Here is a 24,995-nt window from a genome sequence, read left to right on the forward strand (position 1 = left end):
CATGTGAAAAATTCATTAATTTTTTCACTACTAAGATATTTGGAATATGGCTTAGTAGCTTTTTCCTATATTATAGTTGCTAAAAAAGTTGGGCCAGCAGAATATAGTAAAACAATCCCGGGTTTCTTATTTATTACTTATTCGCAATATCTGATGTTGGGGTTGAATCAAGCTCTTATAAAAGCATATTCTACTGAAGATAATGAAGAGATTAGAAGAGTGTATATGAGAAATACGCTTTATTACATTTTTCTAGTTTCTATTTTGGTGGTTTTAGCAGGTATAGCACTACTCCCTAGTGAGATGTTTGTTTATATTTCTTTAATTTCTGTAATGATTTATTTTAGAGGAGTATTTCAAACTCTTTTACGACTAGAAGATAAAATCTTAGGCATCAATATTTCTAATCTTGCATTTTCGTTAACGTATTTTGTACTAGTTTTTTTTTATACGGATAGTATACCCTACTTTTTTGCTGCTTGGCTGATTTCGCTGGTTTTCGCAAATTTTTTTAATGCCTTTCAGGCATTTCCAATAATTAATAGGTTAGGTATTTCGTTTAACTTATCAAATATTCGTGATTTGCGAAATACAATTTTGCCTCAAATAAAGTCCGGAGTAAAAATGACCTTAATTGGCTTAATAACTACTTTTTTTCTCACTTATGATAGATTTATTTTAAATCATTTTTCTACCGATCATATTTTGAAGGGAAATTATCAGTTAGCAGATAATATAGCAGGGGCATTGTATCTCTTATTGACAACAATCTTATTTTATTATTATCCAATAATACTAAATAAGGGAAGTAAAAGTGCGGAATTTCGAGTTAAAGTTGTGAAGTATGGAAGTGTAGGGGTAGTATTAGTTTCACTAGCAATCATTGCTATTGGGCCTTTTTTTATCTCTATGCTAGTACATTTTTTCCCTAGCTATGAGAATATAAGTGAATTTCTAATTTGGCAGGCAGTGCTAAAGATTAATATATTAGGTCTTGGAATAGGAAGTATAATTTCGATAACTTCTAACAAAGAATTCTTTTTTATTAAATTCTGGCTTGTCATTGTTACTTTAGTAATGGCAATTCTTTATTTAACAGCTTCACTGGTAAAAAAGAATTTCCCACTACACTTGCTTTATTTAGAAATTATGATGTTAATAGTTTCGAATGCAGTCTTTTTGTTCATTTCTAAAAGATCCCTAAGATAGATGAGAAATAAAGTTATCTTGTTAAGATATCTGCTTTTAGCGCAATTAGTATATATAGTGGCGGTTTATGGATTTTCTCCTATAATCAACAACGCCATCGGAACAGAGGGGACGGTTTATTTTGTTAGACCTATATCTTATTTTCTTGATTTATTGTTTATTGTTTTTTTTATTAAAAGGGATCAACGAGGAAAGTCAAGTTTAAGATTTTTACTGTTCCTATTAATACCGAGTCTATTGATAGGAATTATGTTTAATTCTTTTTCATCAAGACATATAACCGATTTGCTATTTCCACTTATCTTTTTGTTTAAAATCAGTGCTACACTTGACGTGTTGAAGGTTAGAGAATATAGAGCAGAGTTTTTGATTTTTGTTAAAAAACTAGCAGTAGCTTCATTAATTTCCAGCCTATTAATGCTCTTTGTTTTCTATTTTGTAAGTTATAATAAGCTTAATTATTTGGGATTAACCCCCCTCATTCAACCATATTTTGTTACCTCGCTCCAAAATAGTAATTTGATTGGAACCTTGGGTGCGCTTGCTATTGCATTTTTTAGCGGTAAACGTGCCATCATGCTTGGGTCAATTGTGGTCTTCTTTTTTTATCTAGTTTTTAATATTACTAGGCTAACTAAAAAATTTATACTAGGTGCTGGGATTACTGTTTTTATTGGAATTAATTTTCTAATATTTTTAAGTGATTCGACTGCATTTTTAAAACTTAATAGAACCATAGAGAGCTTAACTTCTGATGATCAAGAAGTTATATCTAGCGTTTTCTCTAGTAGGTCTTCAGAAATTGAAGGGATTATGGATGAAATGAGTGGTATGGATTATGTATTTGGCAAAGGCATCGGATCGACATTTAAATTTCAGAATGATAGTTTTCAATTATATAATAAAGAAGCATTAGGAAACGCTCATTTTTCACCTTTGACGTTGGTTTTTAAGTATGGGATAATTTTTGCCGTTTGCTTTTATCTTTTAATGTTCAGAGGAATTATGCAACTGCGCTCAAGAGATAAAGTAGTTCAATTTTCTGCTCTTTTTATCCTTGCGGTTATTGTAGAATATCTTTTTTCATATGGGTTATTTATAGACCGATATTTACCGATGGCAATTGCGGTAGTTTTATTTGCTAAAATTAACAGAGGAACAATTAATGCCTAAACTGTGAAATTATTTATACTTTTTACCAAAGAAATAAACAACCTTAATATTGACAAGGAAGATTTTGTACTAAGCTATTATGCTGATATTATTACTGATGGAAATAATTTGAAAGTTGAAAGCGGGTACTATGAGAATGACTCTTATTTTGAACAAGTATCTACTCATTTCAATAATTTTTCTTCTCAACTTAATACTAGCTTTGCTGAGGTATTTGAGTCTAATAAAACTATAGCCTATCGAAATTTGCAAATTCCCTTCAAGTGGATAGCGACGATAAATGAACTGCTTCTGAATAACCCCATCACCGAAATTATAATTTCAGATATTGTATTAAATGCAAATTATCTCCCGTATTATGAATCGGAGGGGGAATTTACTCGACAATTACTCTACAAACCCTTTGATTTTTTACCTGATTTAATCTTACAATACTTAAAATCAAATCATCAAAAAATAGATATTGTTTTGTTAAAAAAAAGATCGAAAGTGGGGCTCGCTTGGCGAATTTTTGGCAGACGTTATATATTATTGTTTTTGAAATTCTTGTTATTGCTTGTGAAATTTATAAAATATAAATTGGGTGTTAGGACAGTTCTACTTGGAGCAAGCAATAATCCTGAAATTTTATTTTGTAGCAGAGGGCCAGCTCATTTACAATACATGCAGACACTCATAGGTGAAAAGGCTAATTATTTTACCCATGTAGCGGAAGGTATAACTTCTTCTGGCCAAAGTATTAGCTATTTAAAAACTAAGAACCTTGCTGGGGAATATTATTTAAACCTGATGTCATTTGGAGACCTGTTTTTTAGTTTGACCGAAACACTTGGCTTAATCTTCAAAACCTTATTTTTAAATAAAACAACTTTCAAACATCTTGGTGCAAATCTCAATTTGAATAGTCTGTTGCGAGAAATGGTGATACATCAATTTGATGTGAAAGTGTATGAAAGAAACGTAGAGAGATGCTTGAAAAATAGCAGTAAATTAAAGACCAGTATTAAAATACTAGTTACTCCTGAAATTTATACTCCTTATGCTTTTGTAATCGCAAAACTAGCTAAGGCTAATAATCTCAAAAGTCTACAGGTTCAAACAACGGAAATGAGAATAATAAAGAGGCCTAATTTTATTTATTGTGACAAATTTTTATTCTCGAGTAAGCAGAAATCTCAAGAGCTAATTGACAAAATACCTCATCAGGCAGAGTTGGGTGATTTTTGGGGAAATCCAACCTTAAATCTGACTTCTCAAGAGTTATATCCAATTGAAAGAACGATTGATGTTGTAGTTTATACTCAACCAAGGGTTGAAGAGGAATATGATCATATCATAATTAGCAAGTTGGTATCATTAAAAAAATCGGGCTTACCGATAGCTATTTATATAAAGCCTCATCCAAGAGAATTGCGTAGTAAATTTGAGAGATATGGTATTGATATAACTGTATACGACTCAGCTACATCAATTGATGACTCACTTACTGGTAAACATCTAGCTTTTATTAAACATTCTTCAGTTGATTCTTTAATTTTGCAAAATGGAAGAGTGCCCATCTTATATTGTCTTATTACAAAAGCCGCACGCCTATACAAGCTCAATCATCTCACAGAAGTTTACCAGGGAACCATTACGGACATTGATGAACTTGAAAATAAGTTGTTAAATATTAATTTAATTAGAGAAGACTATGCGAAGTTCAAAACTGAATACTTTGAGTTCTTTTACTCGTCTAAGGATTATCGTGTGTTTCATGAACATCTTATAAAATTTGCAACGGCCTAATGAAAATACTATTTCTCTCGGATTTTGTTCCTGATCCAAAACTCATTTTAAATAGGAGCTTTATAGCATTGTTAAATGATGCTGACAAAATAGTTTTTAATTTGGAAGGCTCTCCACTAACTGGTTCTGATTTAGATAACAGGTCTCAAATTATGCCCATAAATTGTGATGAACTAATCGCCTTTTTGGAAGCTTTTGGAAAAGAGCGTTTTGTAATTGCACTAGCTAATAACCATATTCTGGATAATGGCAGTGTTGGATTGGAGTTTTTAATTCAACAATTAAAGGAATACAATGTACCGTTCTTTGGGACAAAGGAAAAGCCATTTATAATAATCGAAGAGGAAGTTGTGATCCTAAACTTTGTAACTGCAGAAACTGTTGCGAAATATGCTGGTAAAGACCATTTGAATTACCTTTTTTATAATACTAAACAAATTAGAGAACAGATTATCGAAATAGAGCAGCTGCCTAATAAGCCAATTTTATACCCTCACTGGGGTAGAGATATGGACACGACAGTGTTTAAAACCTATAATTTAGGTTTTGATAAAAATCGCTGGTTTGTTTTTGGGCATCATCCTCATGTTATTAGTGGTGTTGGAGATAGAGTGATTTACAGTATGGGAAACACCTTTATACCACATCCTTATTACTATAAGAATTATCCTTCCGTGAGATACGGATTAGCAATAATGTATGATAGTGATACGGAAACTTATTCTAAACTTCTTACAAAGGTAATTACTAGTGATAATTATGTGAAGAATTTTGAATTAACTTGTGAAGATTTTGAAAAAATTCCCACGGAAGTTCTGGACAACGAAAAGCATTTTAGCTCTTTAAAACGTGTTTTTTTAAATTTATTCGCATTTGATGGGACACTGATAGACTTTTTTAGGTTATCAGCTTTACAGATGATATCTGGAGCGTTTAGACTTAAAATTAAATACATGAAGAAAAAAGGATATGAATAAAATTTTAGTACGTCTTAAGAAAAGCAATTTTAAAATTCCAATAGGTTTGGGACAACTCATTGCGAGAATCCCATTCAGGCTGCGACCAGGCTTGGGTAAAGTCTATTCAGAACAAACTAAAATGATTGAGCTTTATCCAAAGATGAGTGATGAAGCTAAACAACAATTTATTTACGAGCGTTTTTTTCGAGTATTTTCACATGCTATACGAAATGTGCCATTTTATAAGGATTTATATGCATCTCATGGCTTAAAAGAAGATGATATAAAATGTTTCGATGACATCAAGAAAGTCCCGGTTATTAATAAGGAGGATTTACTCAACGTTTCTCTTGAATATAGAAGCTACCCTATTCCTAATAGGACTATTGTAAACACCGGTGGCTCTTCAGGTAAAACTTTATCTTTTTATATGGATCCAGCGAGATTTGGAAATGAGTGGTCTCATATTCATTACATTTGGAGTAAGTTAGCTTTTAGTCCGAACGATTTGAAAATTGTATTTGATGGTAGGTCTAATGTTGCCAATAATATACAATATGATTTTTTAAGACATTCTTTACGGTATGATATCTATGCGGATCCCAAGGAAAATGCAACTGCTCTCAAAGGAATAATGAAAAAACATCCCGTTTATTATTTACATGGCTATCCAAGTGCAATATATAATTTCGCATTATTTTGTGAAGAAAAAGATACTGATCTGCTTAATTCCCTCAAAGGAAGCTTAAAAGGGGTGTTCTTATCAAGCGAATTTCCTTCGCCAGTATTTAGAAATAAAATAGAGGAAATATTTGGTGTAAAAACTCAATCATTTTACGGGCATACAGAGACATGTGTTTTGGCCTACGAAAATGAATTACCATTTACTTATGAAGTTTTACAAACCTATGGTTATTGCGAAGCAATTCCAGAAAATGCAAACCACAACTTAGTGGGTACAAGCTATTACAATATGGCATCTCCATTAATAAGATATAATACCGGAGACCAAATCGACAGTGTCGACTACGAAGATGACATTCTTACCAAATTTAAAATATCATCTGGTAGGACTGGTGAATATATTCTGGACAAGATTGGCAATAAAATCCCGTTAACTGGCCTTATTTTTGGAAGGCATCATAAAATTTTTGATTTGAGCAAATTCGTTCAAATCAAGCAAAATGAGCAGGGGAAAGCAACAATTTTGTACGTTTTAAAAGACGATAGTGTTAACCAAGAGATCGGTGCTGATTTATTTGATAGCTCCAATGTAAATGTGGAATTTGAATTCAGTAGAATTGACAACCCTATAATGACCCCTGCTGGGAAAATAAATTTATTAGTTAAAGCTTAACCTTATGAAAAAGTTAATTTTGCTAGTTTTTCCTTTTTTCTTTATGACAACCTTTGGGCAAGTTAAGAGAGAAATAACTGAGGTTCAAACAATAGATGCTTTAAGGACTATTGCTGCCTCAAAAGGGGATGTTGCGATGGTTATAGATACATTAAGAGGTGGGATGTTTATTTATGATCCAACGATTAATGTTTATGATAATGGGTTAAAATTTCCAGCGAAGAACAACACAGGAGGCTGGAAAAGACAAAGGAATGTAGATGATGAAGTACACGTAAGGTGGTATGGCGCTAAGTTTGACAATCGTACCGATGATGCTGCTTCAATACAAGCTGCAATTAATTCGGGATTTATCGTAAAATTTCCAAATGCTTCGAAAGCACTTATTAAATCACCACTTATTATAAACAGAGATAATATTCGCATCTTTGGAAATAATATTACGCTAACATACACAGGCGAAGGGTATGCAATCAAAATGGTTCCTAAAAAGAATTTCCTTATTAATTTGTACATAGAATCTGTATCTGTTCGGGTGAGAGCTGAAAATGCTAAAGGGTTTTTAGTACAATGTTCTCGTTCTAGATTACAGAACTGTAGAGTTACCTTGGAAGGTAACGGGCAAGTAGGATTCGAATTAGCTGGAGATAAAAATGGAACTGGGAGTTACCATAATAGTTTTGATAATTGTTTTGTACAAGGATATAGACATAATGGCAAAGTAAAAACTACTGGTTGGCTGTTTACACATGATGCTACATTTCCTAGCAGAGGTCCTAATGCTAACAAATGGGTAGGTGGACGTGTGGGTCAATGTGAAGTTGGGATGTATATACAAGGGGGTGGCAACGTCATTACAGGGATGACAGCAGAAGGTTGCGGAACAGGCTTTATATTTGAAAATAAAGATTCTAAAAATGGTTGTAATGGAAATCAAGTTATAGCCCCTTATTTAGAGATTACCCATAGGCCGTTTCTTTTTTCAGTCAATTCAAGGCAATCATATGTTTCGAAACCAATTATTACGGGCCAAAAAATAAAAGAATTAAATTTTACCAACGGGAATAAGATAGATTATTAAAATATATATGTTAATTACCATTATTGCAGGAGCACGACCTAATTTTATGAAAATTGCACCCATAGTGCATGCTATTCAAAGTGCGAAAAAAGAGGGAAAGAATGTCGATTTCAGGTTAATCCACACCGGGCAACATTTCGACAAAAAAATGTCGGGAGATTTCTTTGAACAACTGGGAATTCCTGAACCTCATGCAAATTTAGAAGCTGGGGGAGGCACCCAAGCCGAGCAAACTGGTGCTATTATGATTCGTTTTGAACAAGAGTTATTGTCAAATCCTACGGATTTGGTGCTAGTTGTTGGCGATGTAACATCGACAATGGCCTGCGCAATCACAGCACAAAAACTTAAAGTAAAAGTAGCGCATGTGGAGGCCGGAATACGATCAGATGATTGGGGAATGCCAGAAGAGATAAATAGACTAGTAACAGATAGTATTACCAATTATTTCTTCACTACATCTGAGGTAGCTAACGAAAATCTACGCAAAACGGGAATAACTGAAGATAGAATATTTTTTGTAGGCAACACGATGATTGATACGCTATTGAAAAATAGACCTCGTTTTATTGCACCTCCAATTTGGGAGGAAGCAAACTTGCAAGAAAAGGGCTACTTAGTGTTAACGCTTCATAGGCCAGCAAACGTTGATCAAGAGAGTCAATTAAAAGATTTGATGGACGAGATAATTCACCATAGTCACGGAGTTCCTATTGTTTTTCCTGTGCATCCTAGAACCGCAAAGAGTTTGCAGGGTTTGGGTATTGCTGCTCCTAACCTGCACTTCATTGAGCCATTAAGTTATCTTGAGTTTAACTTTTTGGTGGAGAAAGCGAAATTAGTTGTTACAGATTCGGGAGGTATTACAGAGGAAACTACCGTAATGGGGGTGCCGTGTATTACACTACGTGATAATACCGAAAGACCAGAGACTATTACCATTGGAACAAACGAGCTTATAGGAACTAATCCAAATGCGATTAAACCAGCTTTTGATAAGTTATTTAATGGCGATTGGAAAAAAGGCGGAATCCCTCCGTTATGGGATGGAAAAACTGCTGATCGGATCGTAGCTCATTTACTGGAGTTATCTGTAAAAGCTTAAGCACTGTTTGATGATTAAAAAAATTCAACGGGCATTTCAACTAGTCAAAAACATGGGCGGAAGGTATGTTTTTTTCCGGACTGGATTTGAGCTGCGTAAGAGGTTGGGGCTGTTAAAGAAGAAATTCCCCGTGGAACCCGCCTTTCAATCATATTACACGTTGGATGATTGGAGAAGTTCGGCTAAGCCTTTCTTTTTTGAAAGTAGAGAGAGTATTAAGTTCGAGAAACGATTTTCTCCAGAATTGCAAAGTAATTATGATCGTTTAAAGGAGTTTAAATACCCATTCTTTTCGAGTTTGGAATATGAGCTGGGAGCTAAACATGATTGGGTAACAAATCCTGATAATGGGTTTAAATATGATAAAGACTTACATTGGCTTGATGTAAATGACTTTGATAGAAATGCAGGAGATATTAAGTTTGTTTGGGAGCCTTCAAGGTTTTCCCATCTCTATACTATAATCCGATATGATTATCATTCGGGACAAGATTCATCCGAACAAGTTTTTGCAGAAATAGAAAGTTGGTTAAATGGCAACAACATAAATCAAGGGCCTAATTTTAAATGTAGTCAGGAAATCTCTCTTAGGATTTTAAATTGGACTTTCGCCTTATATTATTATAAGAATTCTCCAAGTTTGACAGCCGAACGTTTCGATAAAATACAGCATTACATCTTCTGGCAAACAGAACATGTTTATCATAATATTAATTTCTCGAGAATTGCCGTTCGGAACAACCATGCGATAACAGAAACCTTACTCCTCTATTTGGTAGGGTTACTTTATCCAAAATATCCTGGCGCTGCTAAATGGAAGCAAAAAGGTAAAGCTTGGTTTGAGCAAGAAATTGCTTATCAGGTTTACGAAGATGGAACATTTCTTCAATTTTCGATGAACTACCATAGAGTGGTCGTTCAATTGTTAACCTGGGCTCTTAAGCTCTCTGATTTAAATGGTGAGCGCTTTAAAAATGTAGTTTACGAACGGGCAAAAAAGAGCCTAACGTTTTTGATGAATTGTATGAATGCTGAAGATGGATGGTTACCAAATTATGGTAATAATGATGGTGCACTTTTCTTCAAGCTAAATGATGCCCATTACCGCAACTATATGCCGCAGTTAGAGAGCCTAAGCTACGCACTTAACAAAGGCTGGGAATTCACAAAATTTGAAGACGCTTTATGGTATGGTTTAAGTAATGAGGTTAAAGCAGACCCAATTGAAATGGAGAAAGGTAGCATTAGTTTTGAACAGGGGGGGTATTATTTGTACAGGCCAACAACTGAAAGTCTAAACTTTATTCGCTGCGGTAGTCACAAAGACCGTCCTGCACAGGCCGATAACCTTCATCTCGATATATGGTATGGTGGTAAAAATATTCTACATGATGGAGGTACTTATAAGTATAACTCAGACGAGCGCAACTTAAAGTATTTTATGGGAACTCGTTCTCATAATACAGTGATGTTGGGTGATAATGATCAAATGGAAAAAGGCTCTAGGTTTATTTGGTATCATTGGTCGCAGTGCGAACAGGTTAGTACACAAGAAGCCGATGAATTTTTTCTTTTTGAAGGAACTATTAAGGCGTTTCAACATTTGAACAAAGGCATTCGACACAAAAGGACTATAAAGATTGCAAAAAATGAACCTCGCTGGGAAGTGACAGATGTTATTTTGAATAAGCCAACCGCTTTACCACTGAATCAGTTATGGCATACATCATATTTACATGAGCTCAATTTCGAAGCTACATTGCTTTCTGGAGAAAAGGTTTTAGCCCAAATTGGTGAAGGATATTATTCTTCCTTTTATGGTGTAAAAGAGCCTTGTGATGAAGTGGCCTTTGCTACCAATGAGAATACAATAACTACAATTATAACAATAAAATAATGAGAATACTTTTACTGCATCAATATTTCTTGGAGCAAGATGATCCAGGAGGATCGAGGTTTAACGAACTCACTAGCCAATGGACAGAGCAAGGCCATGAAGTAACAGTAATTGCTGGTATGATGCATTATAACGGGCATGAGAAAAGGCCACAGTATAAGGGTAAGTGGTTTGTGAGTAATAAGCAAGGTAATGTGAACGTATGGCGAACTCATGTTTCTGAAAGTTATAACTCAGGTTTCGTTGGAAGGCTTTGGGGGTATTTCTCTTTTGTTTTCTCTGCCCTTTGGGCCGGCCTTTTTAAAGTAAAAGGTAAGTATGATATAATTTTGGTAACCTCGCCACCGCTTTTTATTGGCATTACCGGTTATTTATTATCTAGAATTAAAGGAAAACCTTTTGTGTTTGAGATAAGAGATTTATGGCCAGAGTCGGCAATTGATACAGGGGTTGTTACCAATAAAATGATCATCAAGCTGGCTTACGCTTTAGAGGCTTTTATTTATAAAAAGGCAAAAAAGATCAATGTGCTTACCCCCGCTTTTAAAAAGACGTTAATCGAAAAGAAACACGTTCCGGAAGAGAAGATAATCTTTATTCCGAATGCGGCCGATTTTAGTTTATCGGATCATTTGTTAGATACCTTTGATGTAAGTGCATTCAGGGAAAAACAAGGCTGGAAGGGCCGTTTTGTAGTTACCTACGTAGGAGCCCACGGAGTAGCGAATCACTTGGATCAGATACTGGAAACCGCCGATTTGATGAGAGATACAAATGTATTATTTGTACTGATAGGACAGGGCATGCAAAAAGAACAACTTAAAGCCTTGGCAACAAGTATGAAACTTACAAATGTTTCATTGCTAGACCCTGTACCTAAAGCCCAAGTATTTGAATATATTTTTGCATCTGATATGGGAGCCTCTGTTTTAAAAAATGTAGACACTTTTAAAACAGTATATTCAAACAAAACGTTCGACTATATGGCTTGTAAAAAGCCCATTTTTATGGCGATTGATGGGGTTTCTCGTGAACTAGTTGAGGAGGCTAATGCGGGTATATTTGTGGAACCAGAAAACCCCCAGGATTTTGCCGCTAAAGTTAAACTGTATATGGCGAACCCGAATTTAATGACAGAACAAGGTGAAGCTGGCTACGCTTATGCCAAGCAAAATTTTGACCGTAAGGTATTGGCCAATAAATATATTGATTATTTGAAAGCATTTAGTAATGTATAAATTTGGATTGAAACGTTTTGTGGATTTTTTATTAGCTTTTCTAGGTTTTATTATACTGCTTCCAGTTTTTTTGATTGTTGCTTCATTGCTTTTCTTTGCAAACCAAGGCAAGCCTTTCTTCTTTCAAACTCGCCCAGGAAAAAATGCTAAATTGTTTAAGATTATCAAGTTTAAAACGATGAACGACAAGCGCGGTGCAGATGGGGAATTATTACCAGACAATGTTCGTTTGACGGCTGTTGGTGCTTTTGTACGAAAAACATCTTTAGATGAAATACCGCAATTATTAAATGTGCTGAAAGGAGATATGAGTCTAATTGGGCCTAGACCGCTGTTGCCAGAGTATTTGCCCTTATATAGCAAGGAGCAATATAGGCGTCACGAAGTGCGGCCGGGCATTACCGGATGGGCACAGGTAAATGGACGCAATGCTATTAGTTGGGAACAGAAGTTTAAATTTGATGTATGGTACGTGGATAATGTTAGTTTTTTATTAGATTTGAAAATATTGTGGTTAACATTTAAAAAAGTTTTAATAAGAGAAGGGATTTCTTCGACCACATCGGCAACGATGGAGAAATTTACGGGGAATTAAAATGCATGTAATAGGTGCTGGTGGCCATGCCAAAGTAGTGATAGATATTATTAAATCCCATAATAATAAAATTGAAGGGGTATGGGCTGAAAATTGTATCACACCTACTTTTTTAGATTATCCATTAAATAATTATAGTGAATTTAAGCAGCTGAATACGCATAGGTTTATTATAGCCATTGGCAATAACCAGGTTAGAAAAAGGATAGCGAATGAATTAATGACGAGTTCGGCAGAGATTGTTCATCCCAGTTGTTCATTATCTGCTTCTGTAGTAATGGGCGCCGGTTGTGTATGTATGGCGAATACAACGATTAACGCAGATGTGGTTATTGGAGATCATGTAATAATAAATAGCAATGCATCTGTTGACCATGACTGTAAAATTGCTAATTTTGTACATATCTCGCCGCAGGTGGGATTGGCAGGCAATGTAACCATAGGCGAGGGTACTCATGTAGGGATTGGCGCTACGGTAATACCGGGAGTTAAGATTGGCAAGTGGGCCACGATTGGTGCGGGAGCTGTTGTGATAAGAGATGTACCAGACTATGCAGTTGTTGTAGGTAATCCTGGTAAAATTATTAAGTACAATAAGATAGAAGATTAAAAATGAATAGTAAAATCTGGCTTTCTTCACCACATATGGGTGGCACAGAGCAAACTTATGTAAATGAAGCTTTTGCAACGAACTGGATCGCACCTTTAGGCCCACATGTGAATGGATTTGAACAAGATTTAGCTACCTATACTGCTGCTAAACACGCTGCCGCTTTAAGCTCGGGTACTGGCGCGTTGCATTTAGCCTTAATTATGCTAGGCGTAAAAGCAGGTGATGAGGTGATTTGCCAAAGCATGACCTTTTCGGCAAGCGCTAACCCAATTGCTTATTTAGGAGCTATACCAGTTTTTATTGATAGTGAAAAAGATACCTGGAACATGTGCCCCGACCTATTGCGGGAGGCCATTGTAGATAGAATTGCGAAGGGCAAAAAACCAAAAGCCATTATCCCGGTGCATTTATATGGAATGCCGGCTAAAATGGATGAGATTAGTGCAATAGCCAATGAATTTGAAATTCCGATAATTGAAGATGCTGCCGAAGCCTTGGGAAGCTCAATAAATGGAAAAGCAATGGGCACATTTGGATTATTGGGCATCCTTTCATTTAATGGGAATAAAATTATTACCACCTCTGGTGGCGGAGCACTGATTTCGGACCAGGAGGAATATATAAACAAAGCCAGATTTTTAGCCACCCAGGCCAGAGACGAAGCGCCTCACTACCAGCATAGCGAAATTGGTTATAACTATAGAATGAGCAATGTTTGCGCAGCGATAGGACGCGGCCAAATGGAAGTTTTGAACGAGCGTGTTGCACAACGAAGAGCCAATTTTGAGTACTATAAAAATACATTGGCCAACTATGATGGCATTACATTTTTAGCAGAACCGAACGGATACTTTAGCAATAGATGGTTAAGTGCGGTATTGATTGATCCTGCTAAAACAAAGGATTTAAATAGGGTACAAATTGCCGCCGAACTAGCATTGGATAATATTGAGAGCCGCCCTTTATGGAAACCTATGCATATGCAGCCGGTATTTAAAGATGCGCCTTATTATGGAAATGGAGTAGCCGAAAGCTTATTCGAAAACGGCTTATGTTTGCCTTCTGGCTCTAATTTAACAACGGAAGATTTAGCGAGAGTTACCTTGGGAATTACCAAGGCTTTTGACGGGCAGCCTGTTTAAAACAGTTACTAATTTTATTTTGTTTATTTTTGCACGTCGAAGGAAACTGGCGTTATAATTGCTTTGACAAATTGACAATAATTATTTGTAAATTTGAACAAACTGACTAAAACTAACATGAAGCTAGCTAAAATTAACATCGTGCCACGTTGGGTTATTTTATCGCTCGACCTCAGCATCTCTATTGTTTCATTAGTTATAGCTTATCTATTAACCCATAACCTGGATATATTTAGCATTGATCCGGTTGCTTTTAGTAGAAATACCCTAATATTAACCCTTTTTAACCTGATTGTATTTTATAACGTAAAAACCTATGCGGGTATTATACGCTATACCAGTGCACAAGATACCTTTAGGGTTTTATTCGCGGTATTTGTGAGCAATGTGGGTTTCGTGTTTTTAAATTTAACCTCGATCTCTTTCCATTATGGGCCGCTTATTTCTAATAAATTACTTTTTGTAAATGGATTAACCAGCTTTTTAATGCTCATTACCTACCGGGTATTGATTAAGTACTTTTTTATGTACATTAAAAACTTAACGCTGGATAAAAGAAAGGTGATTATTTATGGGGCAGGTGAAGCGGGCTTGGCCACTAAACGTACATTTGACCATGATGCGAAGGTGAACAAAACAATTATTGCTTTTGTAGATGATGATGAGCGTAAGGTGGGCAAAACCATTGATGGGGTAAAGATTTTAAATGCAAATAGGTTAGAGGCCTTAATTGTAGACCATGAAGTAGATGAAATTATTTTCGCTTCTTACAGTATTCCGATAGACCGGAAGAATTCGATTGTTGATATTTGTTTAGAAAATGAGGTACTGGTACTGAATATACCACCGGCCGATTTATGGACAGGGGGGGTGCTGCATACGAAGCAGATTCAGCACATTAACATTGAAGATTTATTAAATAGAAAGCCGATTGAAATTGATACCCAAGGGATCCAAAACCAGTTAAAAGGTAAAAGGATTTTGATAACGGGCGCAGCGGGTTCTATTGGTAGTGAAGTAGTAAGGCAGTTAATTGGTTTTGAAACAGGCTTAATTATTTTATGCGACCAATCGGAAACGGCTTTGCACCATATATTTTTGGAACTTACAGAAAGTTATAGCAATACGAATTTCCACGCATTTGTTGGCGATGTGAAAGACGAGAGCAGAATGGAGCACTTATTTGCTACGTATAAACCGCATTATGTGTACCACGCTGCGGCTTACAAGCATGTGCCGTTGATGGAAGATAATCCGAGTGAAGCGATTAAAACAAACGTACTGGGTACCAAAACCATTGCAGATATGTCTGTAAAACATGGCGTGCAGAAGTTTGTAATGATCTCTACGGATAAGGCAGTGAACCCAACGAATATTATGGGGGCATCGAAACGTATTGCAGAGATTTATGTGCAATCGCTTAATAACTCGCTTACCAATCGCGACTTTGTATTTAGCAACGGCCTAAGCTATATTAACGATTTAAATGTGAAGCCAATTACCAAATTCATTACGACCCGTTTTGGGAACGTACTGGGTTCAAACGGTTCGGTAATTCCGAGGTTTAAAGCGCAGATTGAAAAAGGCGGTCCGGTTACGGTTACCCACCCAGAGATTACACGTTATTTTATGACCATACCCGAAGCTTGTAGGTTAGTACTGGAAGCAGGCTGCATGGGCAAGGGTGGCGAGATCTTTATCTTCGACATGGGTAAATCTGTTAAAATTGTAGAGCTGGCTAAAAAGATGATCCGCCTGGCAGGCCTGGTACCTAACGAGGATATTAAGATTTCTTATTCGGGATTGCGCCCGGGCGAGAAGCTATATGAAGAACTGTTAAACGATAACGAAAATACCATGCCTACACATCATGAGAAGATCATGATTGGCAAAGTACGCGAGTACGTATTCGATGACATAGAATCGAAAATATACGGGCTAATTAAACACGCCAAGCAAAATAGCGACCGCAATGTAGTGGTAGCGATGAAAGACCTGGTAACGGAATTTAAGAGCAAAAACTCCGTTTTTGAGGAATTAGACGTAGTGCAGGAAGGGTAAAGGGGGGCTTGGTTGTTTTAGGTTGCGTCCGTCAACGGTGCGTGGTTCATTGCGAGGCTTCCGTCAACGGTGCGTGGTTCAACGGAGCTTCCATCAACAGGGCGTCCGTCATTGCGAGGAGCGTAGCGACGAAGCAATCTCACGGTTAGATTGCTTCGCTGCGCTCGCAATGACGGACGCTTACGCTCGCAATGACGAAACCACATTTCGCTACTACTATTATAACACGCATTAATTCATGACAAGATTATTAAGCTTCTTCCTATTTTTTCTTTCCTTTGCTGCAGCTGCTCAAGAAATTAATCCTTATAGTTTTCGTCAGTACCAAAGGCTTAACCGCTCGTTATATAACATCAATACGAGGTTTCATACTTCGCTAAAACCGGTAATTGGCGACGATACGGTGATTACCAAACAGCTTGATTCGCTATTAACGGATAATCCCTCGGGGAAAACGTATACCACTTGGGGAGGCCGTAAATTGTTTAGCGAGCATTTAGTGGAAGTGAAAAAACCAGATTATTACTTTTACCTGGACTACTTGCCCGATTTGTTGATAGGCAGGGATGTTACGCATGGTATTACTACCTGGTTAAATACCAGGGGCTACCAGCTGGGGGGAAGGATTGGAAAGCAACTGAGCTTTTATACCAGTGGCTTCGAAAACCAGTCGCGTTTTAACGATTACCTGGACAGATACATTACCGATAAATATGTAATACCGGGCATGATGTATTATAAGTTTAGGGATACGAAGCCATCGGTAAATAAAGACTGGGCCTATGCTACGGCAATCATCAATTTTACACCGAATAAGTACTTCACGTTTACGTTGGCACACGATAAAAACTTTATTGGCGACGGCTATAGATCGATGCTGATGAGTGATGTAGCGACGGCTTATCCTTCGTTTAAGATTACCACCACCTTGGGCAATGTAAAGTATATGGCCATGTGGGCGCAGTTTCAGGATCCCTTATCGGAACAGTTTAGCTATGATAGTGGCTTTAGAAAGAAATGGGGAGCTTTTCATTATTTAGATTGGAACGTGAATAACCGTTTATCGCTCGGCTTTTTTGATGCGGTGATATGGAAAGGGGCAGACTCCCTAGGTAAACGGGGCTTTGATGTAACGTACCTTAATCCGATTGTATTTTTAAGAACGATAGAAGGGCTGAACCACTCGCCAGATAATGCATTGGTAGGCTTAACAGCGAAGTATAAGCTATTGAAGAATATGACAGTGTATGGGCAGTTTGCGGCCGATGAGTTTACCGCAAGCCTGGCGTTTAGGGGCAAGGGCGACTGGGTGAATAAGTTTTCTTACCAATTAGGGATAAAAGGTTTTGATGCTTTTAAGCTTAAAAACTTAACCTACTTGGCAGAGTTTAATACGGCACGGCCTTTTATGTATAGTCAGCGATCGTCGTTACTTAACTATGGGCATTATGTGGAAGCCTTGGCACACCCCATGGGCGCTAATTTTAGGGAGTTTGTGAGTATTTGGGACTACCAGTGGGGTAAATGGAACTTTTACCTGCAAGGTAACTTCGCCCGCTATGGCTTAGACCTGAATGGCGAGAACTTTGGGAAAGATATTAACCGCCCATATGATACCCGCCGCCGGGAAGATGGCTATAGAACTGGAGACGGCTTGGAAACGAAGTTCAATTATACAGATGTTAGAATTTCTTATTTAATAAACCCAAAATACAACCTACGCTTTGAACTCGGTGGCATTACCAGAACGGAGAAGAATATGCTGGGCACAGATCGTACGCAACAAATTACTTTTGGCCTGAGAAGCACTTTCAGGAACATTTATCAAGATTTCTAAGGGGAGTAGGCTGCGGGTTCGTCGGCGCTACGTCCGTCAACGAGGCATCCGTCAACGAGGCATTCGCCAACGGTGCGTGCTTCAACGGTGCGTCCGTCAACGGGGTGTCCGTCATCGCGAGGAGTTGCGTCCGTCATTGCGAGGTACAAGGCATCCGTCATTGCGAGGAGCGTAGCGACGAAGCAATCTTTACTAGGTAATTATTTATTCGATTAATCGTCATTGCGAGGAGCGTAGCGACGAAGCAATCTAGTCGTGAGATTGCTTCGCTGCGCTCGCAATGACGGGGTTTACGCTCGCGATGACGGATCATCACTTCAAGTTATTATTTCTAATTTTTGTATACTCGACTATACAAAAATACTGTATATTTGCTTAGTAGACTAAGCAATTTGTAAAATGGACTCCTTACATGAAAAATTCATTCAACGTCTAAATCATACTTCGATGACCTTTATAAGGTCGGCGATGGAGGAAATTCACTGGGAGGCTAGGTTGATTGGCATTAAGGGTGCCCGAGGAATTGGCAAGACTACACTCTTATTGCAATATATTAAGCTACATCATTCGAAGTCCTTAGCAGAAACGCTGTATGTAAGTTTAGATTCCATTTGGTTTAATACACATTCGTTGGTAGAGCTGGCTAGTAAGTTTGAGCTTGCTGGTGGGAAATATTTGTTTTTAGACGAGGTACATAAATATCCAGGTTGGGCACAGGAATTGAAGAATATTTATGATGATTACCCAACCTTAAAAATTGTATTTACAGGCTCCTCTTTGCTAGAAATTTTAAATTCAAGGGCCGATTTAAGTAGAAGAGCGATAGTTTATCGGATGCAAGGTTTCTCTTTTAGAGAATACTTGAGCATGGAAACCGGTATTGTATTTGATAAACTTAGCTTAGAAAATATCTTAGCAAACCATTTAGGGCTAGCTACAACAATTATTGAGAAAATAAAGCCATTCCAGCATTTCGGAAACTATTTGAAATATGGATATTACCCTTTTTATAAAGAACAACTAGCACTTTATGACATGCGGTTGGGAGAAGTAATTAATATGGTGCTGGAAATAGAGTTGCCTCTATTGCGCGGTGTTGAACTTGCTTATATCAATAAGTTAAAACAATTATTGGTGGTAATTGCCAAATCAAGTCCGTTTGTGCCAAACATAAGTAAGTTGAGTGAAAAAATTATCATTAACAGAGCTACTTTATTAGCTTACATACATTATTTAGACGAGGTAGACTTAACGCGAAACCTATATAAGGATGCTCATGGTACAAGTGCTTTGCAGAAACCTTCAAAGGTTTTTCTAGAGAATACCAACATTATTTATACCCTTGCACAAGAAAATACGAATACAGGAAATTTGAGAGAAACATTTTTTGCAAATCAGCTTAGCTTTAAACATCGAATTACCTATACCGGACAGGGCGATTTTCTGGTAGACGATAAATATACTTTCGAAATTGGAGGTAAAGATAAAAGTGGAAAGCAGCTTAAGGGTGTTCATGATTCTTTTATTGTAGCTGACAACATCTTATCTGGACATGGAAATAAAATACCCCTATGGCTCTTTGGGTTCCTTTATTAGGTAATTGTTATTCGGTTAATCGTCAACGGGGCGTCCTTCAACGGGGCATCCTTCAACGGGGCGTACGTCATTGCGAGGAGTTGCGTCCGTCATTGCGAGGAGCGTAGCGACGAAGCAATCTTTACTAGGTAATTATTTATTCGATTAATCGTCATTGCGAGGAGCGTAGCGACGAAGCAATCTAGTTGTGAGATTGCTTCGCTGCGCTCGCAATGACGGGGTTTACACTCGCAATGACGGGTTTAACGCAATGACGGGGTGTACACTCGCAATGACGGGTTTAACGCAATGACGGGACCTTACACTCGCAGTTGGTAAGACCTAACTTCCGCAACTTACATCATTACCCTTTACCCTACTCCCTATTTGCTGGAACGAAAAATTTGTTATATTGAATTTATTCAACATAAACAATCGAAAATGAGGATAGGGAAAGGAGGGTGTGTTTATATCATGACGAATGTAAATCATACTGTTTTGTACACAGGAGTTAGTTCGGATTTAGAATCGAGGGTTTGGGAACATAAGAATCATCAACATCCAAAGAGCTTTTCGGCGAAGTATAGATGCCATAAATTGGTGTATTTTTACTTTTTTATCCACATTGAGGAAGCAATTGATGAAGAGAAAAGAATAAAAGGGGGAAGTAGAAAAGCAAAAGAAAAACTGATCAATGCACTGAACCCGGAATGGCTGGATTTGTATGAGAGTTTGTTTGATTGAGGAGGATATGGGGCATCCGTCATTGCGAGGAGCGTAGCGACGAAGCAATCTCACGGCCAGATTGCTTCGCTGCGCTCGCAATGACGGACGCTACGCACTGACGCTGCGTTTCTTACCTCAAATAATTATTTAATACTTCCTTAATCTCGTTAGGATTAAACGGCTTTAACACATGCCCGTTCATGCCAGAATCTTTGAACTTGGTATGCTCATTGTGCAGCGTGGAGGCGGTTAAGGCAATGATGGGGACGTTTTTGTAATAGTCGCCCACAAGTTCACGGATGATTTTAGTAGTATCAAAGCCATCAATGCCCGGCATTCTGATGTCCATAAAGATTAGATCGTAGGTATTGGCCATTATTTTATTGATGGCTTCTTCGCCATTGACGGCAAAATCGATAACTAATCCCCATTTGCTTAAAAAGCGCTTGGCAATTAAGATGTTTACTTCATTATCATCTACAACGAGCACCTTTTTATCGGTAAACAAATTAGCGACTGCCGGAGCAGCCATCACCTGGTCGTTAGTGTTATTATTGGCAAAAGAGATTTCAAAGCAAAAGGTAGTGCCCTTGCCTTCGGTACTTTTTACTTCAATTTCTGAATCGTAGAGCTTTAACAGTTTTTTGGTGATAGCCAGGCCTAATCCCGTACCGCCATATTTACGGGCAATATCTGTTTTAGCTTGGGTAAAGGTTTCGAAAATATACGATTGCTTATCGGCCGGAATGCCGATACCCGTATCCCTCACTTCGAAATAAATTAACGTATTATTTTCGTCGCTGTGCTTAAATTTAACTTGAAGCTGAATAGTACCATTGTCGGTAAATTTAATAGCGTTGCCAAGCAGGTTTATCAGCACCTGATAGAGCCTTGTTTTATCGCCCAGTAAGGTGGCCGGGATCTGATCATCATAAACTAAAATTAACTGATTGCCCTTTTTGCCCGCGCTAACCTGCAAGGAATTGGTAATATCAACACAAAGGGTATGCAGATCAAAAGGGATGGATTCCAAGTGAAGGTTGCCGGTTTCGATCTTGGTGAAGTCGAGGATATCGTTAATGATATGCAGGAGGTTTTCGCTAGAGAACTTTAGAATATTGAGATCATCTATCTGCGACTCTTTAGGGTCATTGTCAAGCAACAAATGCGTCATACCGATAACCGCATTTAACGGTGTACGTATTTCGTGGCTCATCACCGATAGGAACATTTCTTTCGCTTCGCTAAGCTGGAGGGCCTGCTCACGCGATTCGACCATCTCTCGCTCTACTTGCTTGCGCTGGGTAATATCATTGATGAGCTCTACTTGTCGCTCAATTAAACCTTTATCATTTAAAATAGGGGTGTTATAAACAGAGAGCCAAATTTCTTCTCCGTTTTTCTTATAGGCTAAAACCTCTAAGCTGTGAGGTAATTTAGCTAAAGATTTATCTCGTGATTCGGCAATAGAAGTTCGGTCGGTATTAGGGCCCGAAAGGAGATTGCCCAACATTTTTCCGGATAGTTCGCTTAAGCTATAGCCCAGCAGTTCTTCGAGTGCCGAATTGGCCCAGGTAACTTCTCCTTGGGCATTGGCAATGGTAACCCCGGTATTGGTATTGCTGGCTACGAGTGAAAGCACCTGTAAGTCGTCTTCTACTTTTTTCTTATCGGTGATATCGATAATGATTTCTACTTCACTTTCTACCTTGCCATCTTCATCGAGTACCACGGTATTGTAAACGGAAATCCAGATAGGGGTTTTGTCTTTGCGGTAGGCCAACATATCTACCGTAAAAGATTTGCTTTGCTGGGTCATAGCCCGAGCCCTTTCAATGATAGACCAGTCGGTATCGGGACCGCTGATTAAATCGCCCAATCGCTGTCCCTTTACATCATCGAGGGTAAATCCGGTAATTTTTTCAAAAGCATTGTTGATCCACGTTACCCGGTTATTGGCATCATTGATAACCACACCATTGTCGATTTTACTGGCAACGAAAGAAAGTTTCGTTAACTCATTCTCCACTCTTTTGTTCTCGGTAATATCGCGGCCATAGCAATACCAGCGATCGCCTTTGGCAACCATGCCCCAGCTAATCCACCTAATTTCATTGTGCTTGCTGATGAGCCTGAAATCTAGTGCGAACTGTTTTTGTTTATTTTTTAATCCCTCTTCGAGGGTGTAAACGGTTTTGTTAATATCATCGCGGAAACAGTAGTTCCACATACTTTGCCCAATGGTTTCGTCGACCGTATAATCTAATAAGGTGGTAACCGCCTGGTTGATGAAAAGGATTTCCCCTTGCCGGTTTAAAATGCAGTGGATTTCTGGGGAGGCGGTAAAAATATCTACAAACTCATTGAAGCGCAAGGTTTGTGCCTGAAGCTGCGCATTTTTTCTTTTTAAGGCAAGATGGGTAACCACCTGCTTTGCAAGGGTTTCTATCGCTTCTTTTTGATGTTGATTGATTTCGCGGGGCACAACATCTAACAGGCATAAACAGCCGAGGGGAAAACCATCTTCATCTTTGATTGCGGCACTGGCATAAAAACGAAGGGGAGAATCGACGGCGGCCATGAGGTTGGCGACTAACTCCGGTTGCAGGAGTACATCAGGTGCCACAAAAATCTGGTCCACCAACATGGTATGCTGGCAAATGGTTAAATCTCTGGGAAGGATGAGGTGTTTTTCCTCAATACCAATGGCGGACTTTAAGAAGACCTTATCTGTATCAACAAAGCCAACGTAGGCCATGGGCACATCAACAATTTGTGCGGCGAGCTTAACGAGTAGGTCGAGCTCATGCTCGAAACTTTCGCCCAATACATCATAAGAATGGAGCGCAGCTAAACGCTGACGCTCATATTCTTCAGATTTTATCGGGAAATTAAACATTGTTGGTTTTTACTTGTAAAGCGGGAAATTACGAACTAATGTTTGTACTTTCTCTTTTATTTGCAGTAAATTTTGTTCGTCTTCAGGATTTGATAAAACTTCATCAATTAAATCAACAATTTGCTGCATCTCAGTTTCTTTGAAACCTCTGCTAGTGATAGCTGCGGTACCTACACGCATACCCGAAGTTACAAATGGTGATTTATCGTCAAACGGTACCATATTTTTGTTTACAGTAATATCTGCTTTTTCCAGGGCGTTTTCGGCTAGCTTACCTGTGATGTTCTTGTTGCGGAGATCAATTAACATTAAGTGGTTATCTGTACCGCCAGAGATAATGCCATATCCTTTGGCCACGAAAGCCTTAGCCATAGCCTGTGCATTGGCGCCTACTTGTTTAATGTAAGTTAAATAATCATCAGTTAATGCTTCACCAAAAGCAATTGCTTTAGCAGCAATAATATGTTCTAGCGGACCGCCTTGTGTACCTGGAAAAACAGCCATGTCTAACAAGTTGGACATCATTCTGATTTCGCCTTTAGGTGTTTTTAATCCCCATGGGTTTTCAAAATCTTTACCCATCATGATCATCCCGCCTCTAGGACCTCTTAATGTTTTGTGAGTGGTAGTAGTTACGATATGGCAATGTGGAAGAGGGTTTGCCAATAAGCCTTTGGCAATAAAGCCTGCAGGGTGTGAAATATCTGCCAATACTAAAGCGCCAATTTTATCGGCCACCTTACGGATGAAAGCATAATCCCATTCTCTGGAATAAGCAGAAGCACCGCAGATAATTAATTTAGGTTTTTCGGCTAAAGCAACTTCTTCCAGCTTGGCATAGTCGATGAGGCCATCTTCCTTTTTAACTCCATAGAAATGTGGCTGATATAATTTGCCTGAAAAATTAACTGGAGAACCATGGGTTAAATGTCCGCCATGAGAAAGATCGAAACCTAAGATTTTATCGCCGGGCTGAATTACCGCTAACATCACTGCTGCATTTGCCTGTGCACCTGAGTGCGGCTGTACATTTACCCATTCGGCACCAAAAAGTTGTTTTGCTCTATCAATGGCAATATTCTCGATTTCATCTACTACCTGACAACCGCCATAATAGCGCTTTCCGGGTAAACCTTCGGCATACTTATTAGTTAAAACAGAGCCTGCTGCTTCCATTACTTGTTTACTTACGAAGTTTTCTGAAGCAATTAGTTCAAGACCATGCTCTTGTCTGTCTAATTCTTTATTGATTAAGTCAAAAATTAAGGTGTCTCTTTTCATTTTAATGGGGTTGTATTTTTGGTAAAAATAAGGATTTTATCGGGAAATTTGAAATGGGTTTTGAGCGTAACTGTCCATCCAGAGCGTAGTGCCATTGCGAGGGAATAGTCCGTCATTGCGAGCACACAGCCCGTCATTGCGAGGGAACAGTCCGTCATTGCGAGCGCAGCGAAGCAATCTAGTCGTGAGATTGCTTCGCTGCGCTCGCAATGACGGGAACCTTCCACCTTCACCCTTTCGATCTCCACCCTCCAACCCCCATGACCCACCAACCTCCAAGCCAACCCCCATCCTCTTAACCCCTCCAACCTCCAACCCAGCCCCCTTCCTCTTAACCCCTCGAACTCCAACCCCCTTCCTCTTAACCCCTCCAAGTCATCAACGTTCCTCCTTCAAGCCTCCTCCCATGCCCCTGCCAAAATTTGGAACGATTCTTCATAAAAGTATTAAACAAAATAC

General features: G+C 38.2%; 18 protein-coding genes. 16 read left to right on the plus strand and 2 right to left on the minus strand.

The features are described from left to right. Nucleotides 1–3 precede the first annotated feature (3 nt). The 16 genes from BM207_RS01600 (at nt 4) to BM207_RS01675 (ending at nt 20,374) form a co-directional block, all read left to right on the plus strand. Nucleotides 4–1,209, plus strand: coding sequence for an MATE family efflux transporter (locus tag BM207_RS01600; RefSeq protein WP_143095902.1), 1,206 nt, complete (start codon nt 4–6; stop codon nt 1,207–1,209). Further along, on the plus strand, nt 1,210–2,382 hold the full coding sequence (locus tag BM207_RS01605) for a hypothetical protein (RefSeq protein ID WP_090991803.1): 1,173 nt from the start codon (nt 1,210–1,212) through the stop codon (nt 2,380–2,382). It begins immediately after the preceding gene. A gap of 3 nt (nt 2,383–2,385) precedes the next feature. Then, complete coding sequence (locus tag BM207_RS01610) at nt 2,386–4,170, plus strand: hypothetical protein (RefSeq protein ID WP_090991804.1); 1,785 nt, start codon at nt 2,386–2,388, stop codon at nt 4,168–4,170. Then, complete coding sequence (locus tag BM207_RS01615) at nt 4,170–5,147, plus strand: CapA family protein (RefSeq protein WP_090991805.1); 978 nt, start codon at nt 4,170–4,172, stop codon at nt 5,145–5,147. Before BM207_RS01610 ends, BM207_RS01615 begins: the two co-directional genes overlap by 1 nt. Then, the gene (locus BM207_RS01620; protein ID WP_090991806.1) at nt 5,140–6,486 is read left to right on the plus strand and encodes a phenylacetate--CoA ligase family protein; all 1,347 of its coding nucleotides are present in this window, start codon (nt 5,140–5,142) and stop codon (nt 6,484–6,486) included. The genes BM207_RS01615 and BM207_RS01620 overlap by 8 nt, the downstream gene beginning before the upstream one ends. 4 nt (nt 6,487–6,490) lie before the next feature. Beyond that, on the plus strand, nt 6,491–7,567 hold the full coding sequence (locus BM207_RS01625; RefSeq protein ID WP_090991807.1) for a pectate lyase family protein: 1,077 nt from the start codon (nt 6,491–6,493) through the stop codon (nt 7,565–7,567). A gap of 7 nt (nt 7,568–7,574) precedes the next feature. Then, nucleotides 7,575–8,672, plus strand: coding sequence for a non-hydrolyzing UDP-N-acetylglucosamine 2-epimerase (wecB, locus tag BM207_RS01630; RefSeq protein ID WP_090991808.1), 1,098 nt, complete (start codon nt 7,575–7,577; stop codon nt 8,670–8,672). A gap of 10 nt (nt 8,673–8,682) precedes the next feature. Continuing rightward, nucleotides 8,683–10,569, plus strand: coding sequence for an alginate lyase family protein (locus tag BM207_RS01635; RefSeq protein WP_218155009.1), 1,887 nt, complete (start codon nt 8,683–8,685; stop codon nt 10,567–10,569). After that, nucleotides 10,569–11,807 (plus strand): glycosyltransferase family 4 protein, encoded by a 1,239-nt coding sequence (locus BM207_RS01640; RefSeq protein ID WP_090991809.1) that lies wholly within the window; start codon nt 10,569–10,571, stop codon nt 11,805–11,807. Before BM207_RS01635 ends, BM207_RS01640 begins: the two co-directional genes overlap by 1 nt. Then, nucleotides 11,800–12,402, plus strand: a complete 603-nt coding sequence (locus tag BM207_RS01645) for a sugar transferase (RefSeq protein ID WP_090991810.1) — start codon at nt 11,800–11,802, stop codon at nt 12,400–12,402. Before BM207_RS01640 ends, BM207_RS01645 begins: the two co-directional genes overlap by 8 nt. Before the next feature lies 1 nt (nt 12,403). Further along, nucleotides 12,404–13,012: an acetyltransferase gene (locus BM207_RS01650; protein ID WP_090991811.1), complete on the plus strand. Its 609-nt coding sequence runs from the start codon at nt 12,404–12,406 to the stop codon at nt 13,010–13,012. A 2-nt stretch (nt 13,013–13,014) separates the two neighbouring features. Further along, nucleotides 13,015–14,157 carry a DegT/DnrJ/EryC1/StrS family aminotransferase gene (locus BM207_RS01655; RefSeq protein ID WP_090991812.1) on the plus strand — a complete coding sequence of 381 codons (1,143 nt, stop codon included), beginning with the start codon at nt 13,015–13,017 and terminating at the stop codon, nt 14,155–14,157. Between the two features lie 117 nt (nt 14,158–14,274). Continuing rightward, a complete protein-coding gene (locus tag BM207_RS01660; RefSeq protein WP_090991813.1) occupies nt 14,275–16,218 on the plus strand; it encodes a polysaccharide biosynthesis protein in 1,944 nt (647 codons plus the stop codon). Between the two features lie 238 nt (nt 16,219–16,456). Next, nucleotides 16,457–18,055: a gliding motility protein RemB gene (locus BM207_RS01665; protein ID WP_090991814.1), complete on the plus strand. Its 1,599-nt coding sequence runs from the start codon at nt 16,457–16,459 to the stop codon at nt 18,053–18,055. 447 nt (nt 18,056–18,502) lie between these two features. Continuing rightward, complete coding sequence (locus BM207_RS01670; RefSeq protein WP_218155010.1) at nt 18,503–19,651, plus strand: ATP-binding protein; 1,149 nt, start codon at nt 18,503–18,505, stop codon at nt 19,649–19,651. A gap of 420 nt (nt 19,652–20,071) precedes the next feature. Continuing rightward, complete coding sequence (locus tag BM207_RS01675; RefSeq protein ID WP_245768004.1) at nt 20,072–20,374, plus strand: GIY-YIG nuclease family protein; 303 nt, start codon at nt 20,072–20,074, stop codon at nt 20,372–20,374. A 112-nt stretch (nt 20,375–20,486) separates the two neighbouring features. Here BM207_RS01675 and BM207_RS01680 read toward each other — a convergent pair whose 3' ends face one another. Next, nucleotides 20,487–23,255 (minus strand): PAS domain-containing hybrid sensor histidine kinase/response regulator, encoded by a 2,769-nt coding sequence (locus tag BM207_RS01680; protein WP_090991816.1) that lies wholly within the window; start codon nt 23,253–23,255, stop codon nt 20,487–20,489. 9 nt (nt 23,256–23,264) lie between these two features. After that, entirely contained in the window at nt 23,265–24,536 is a 1,272-nt protein-coding gene (gene glyA / locus BM207_RS01685; protein WP_090991817.1) for a serine hydroxymethyltransferase, read from the minus strand. Nucleotides 24,537–24,995: the final 459 nt, after the last annotated feature.

The organism is Pedobacter insulae (genome assembly GCF_900113525.1).
GTDB classification, from domain to species: Bacteria; Bacteroidota; Bacteroidia; order Sphingobacteriales; family Sphingobacteriaceae; genus Pedobacter; species Pedobacter insulae.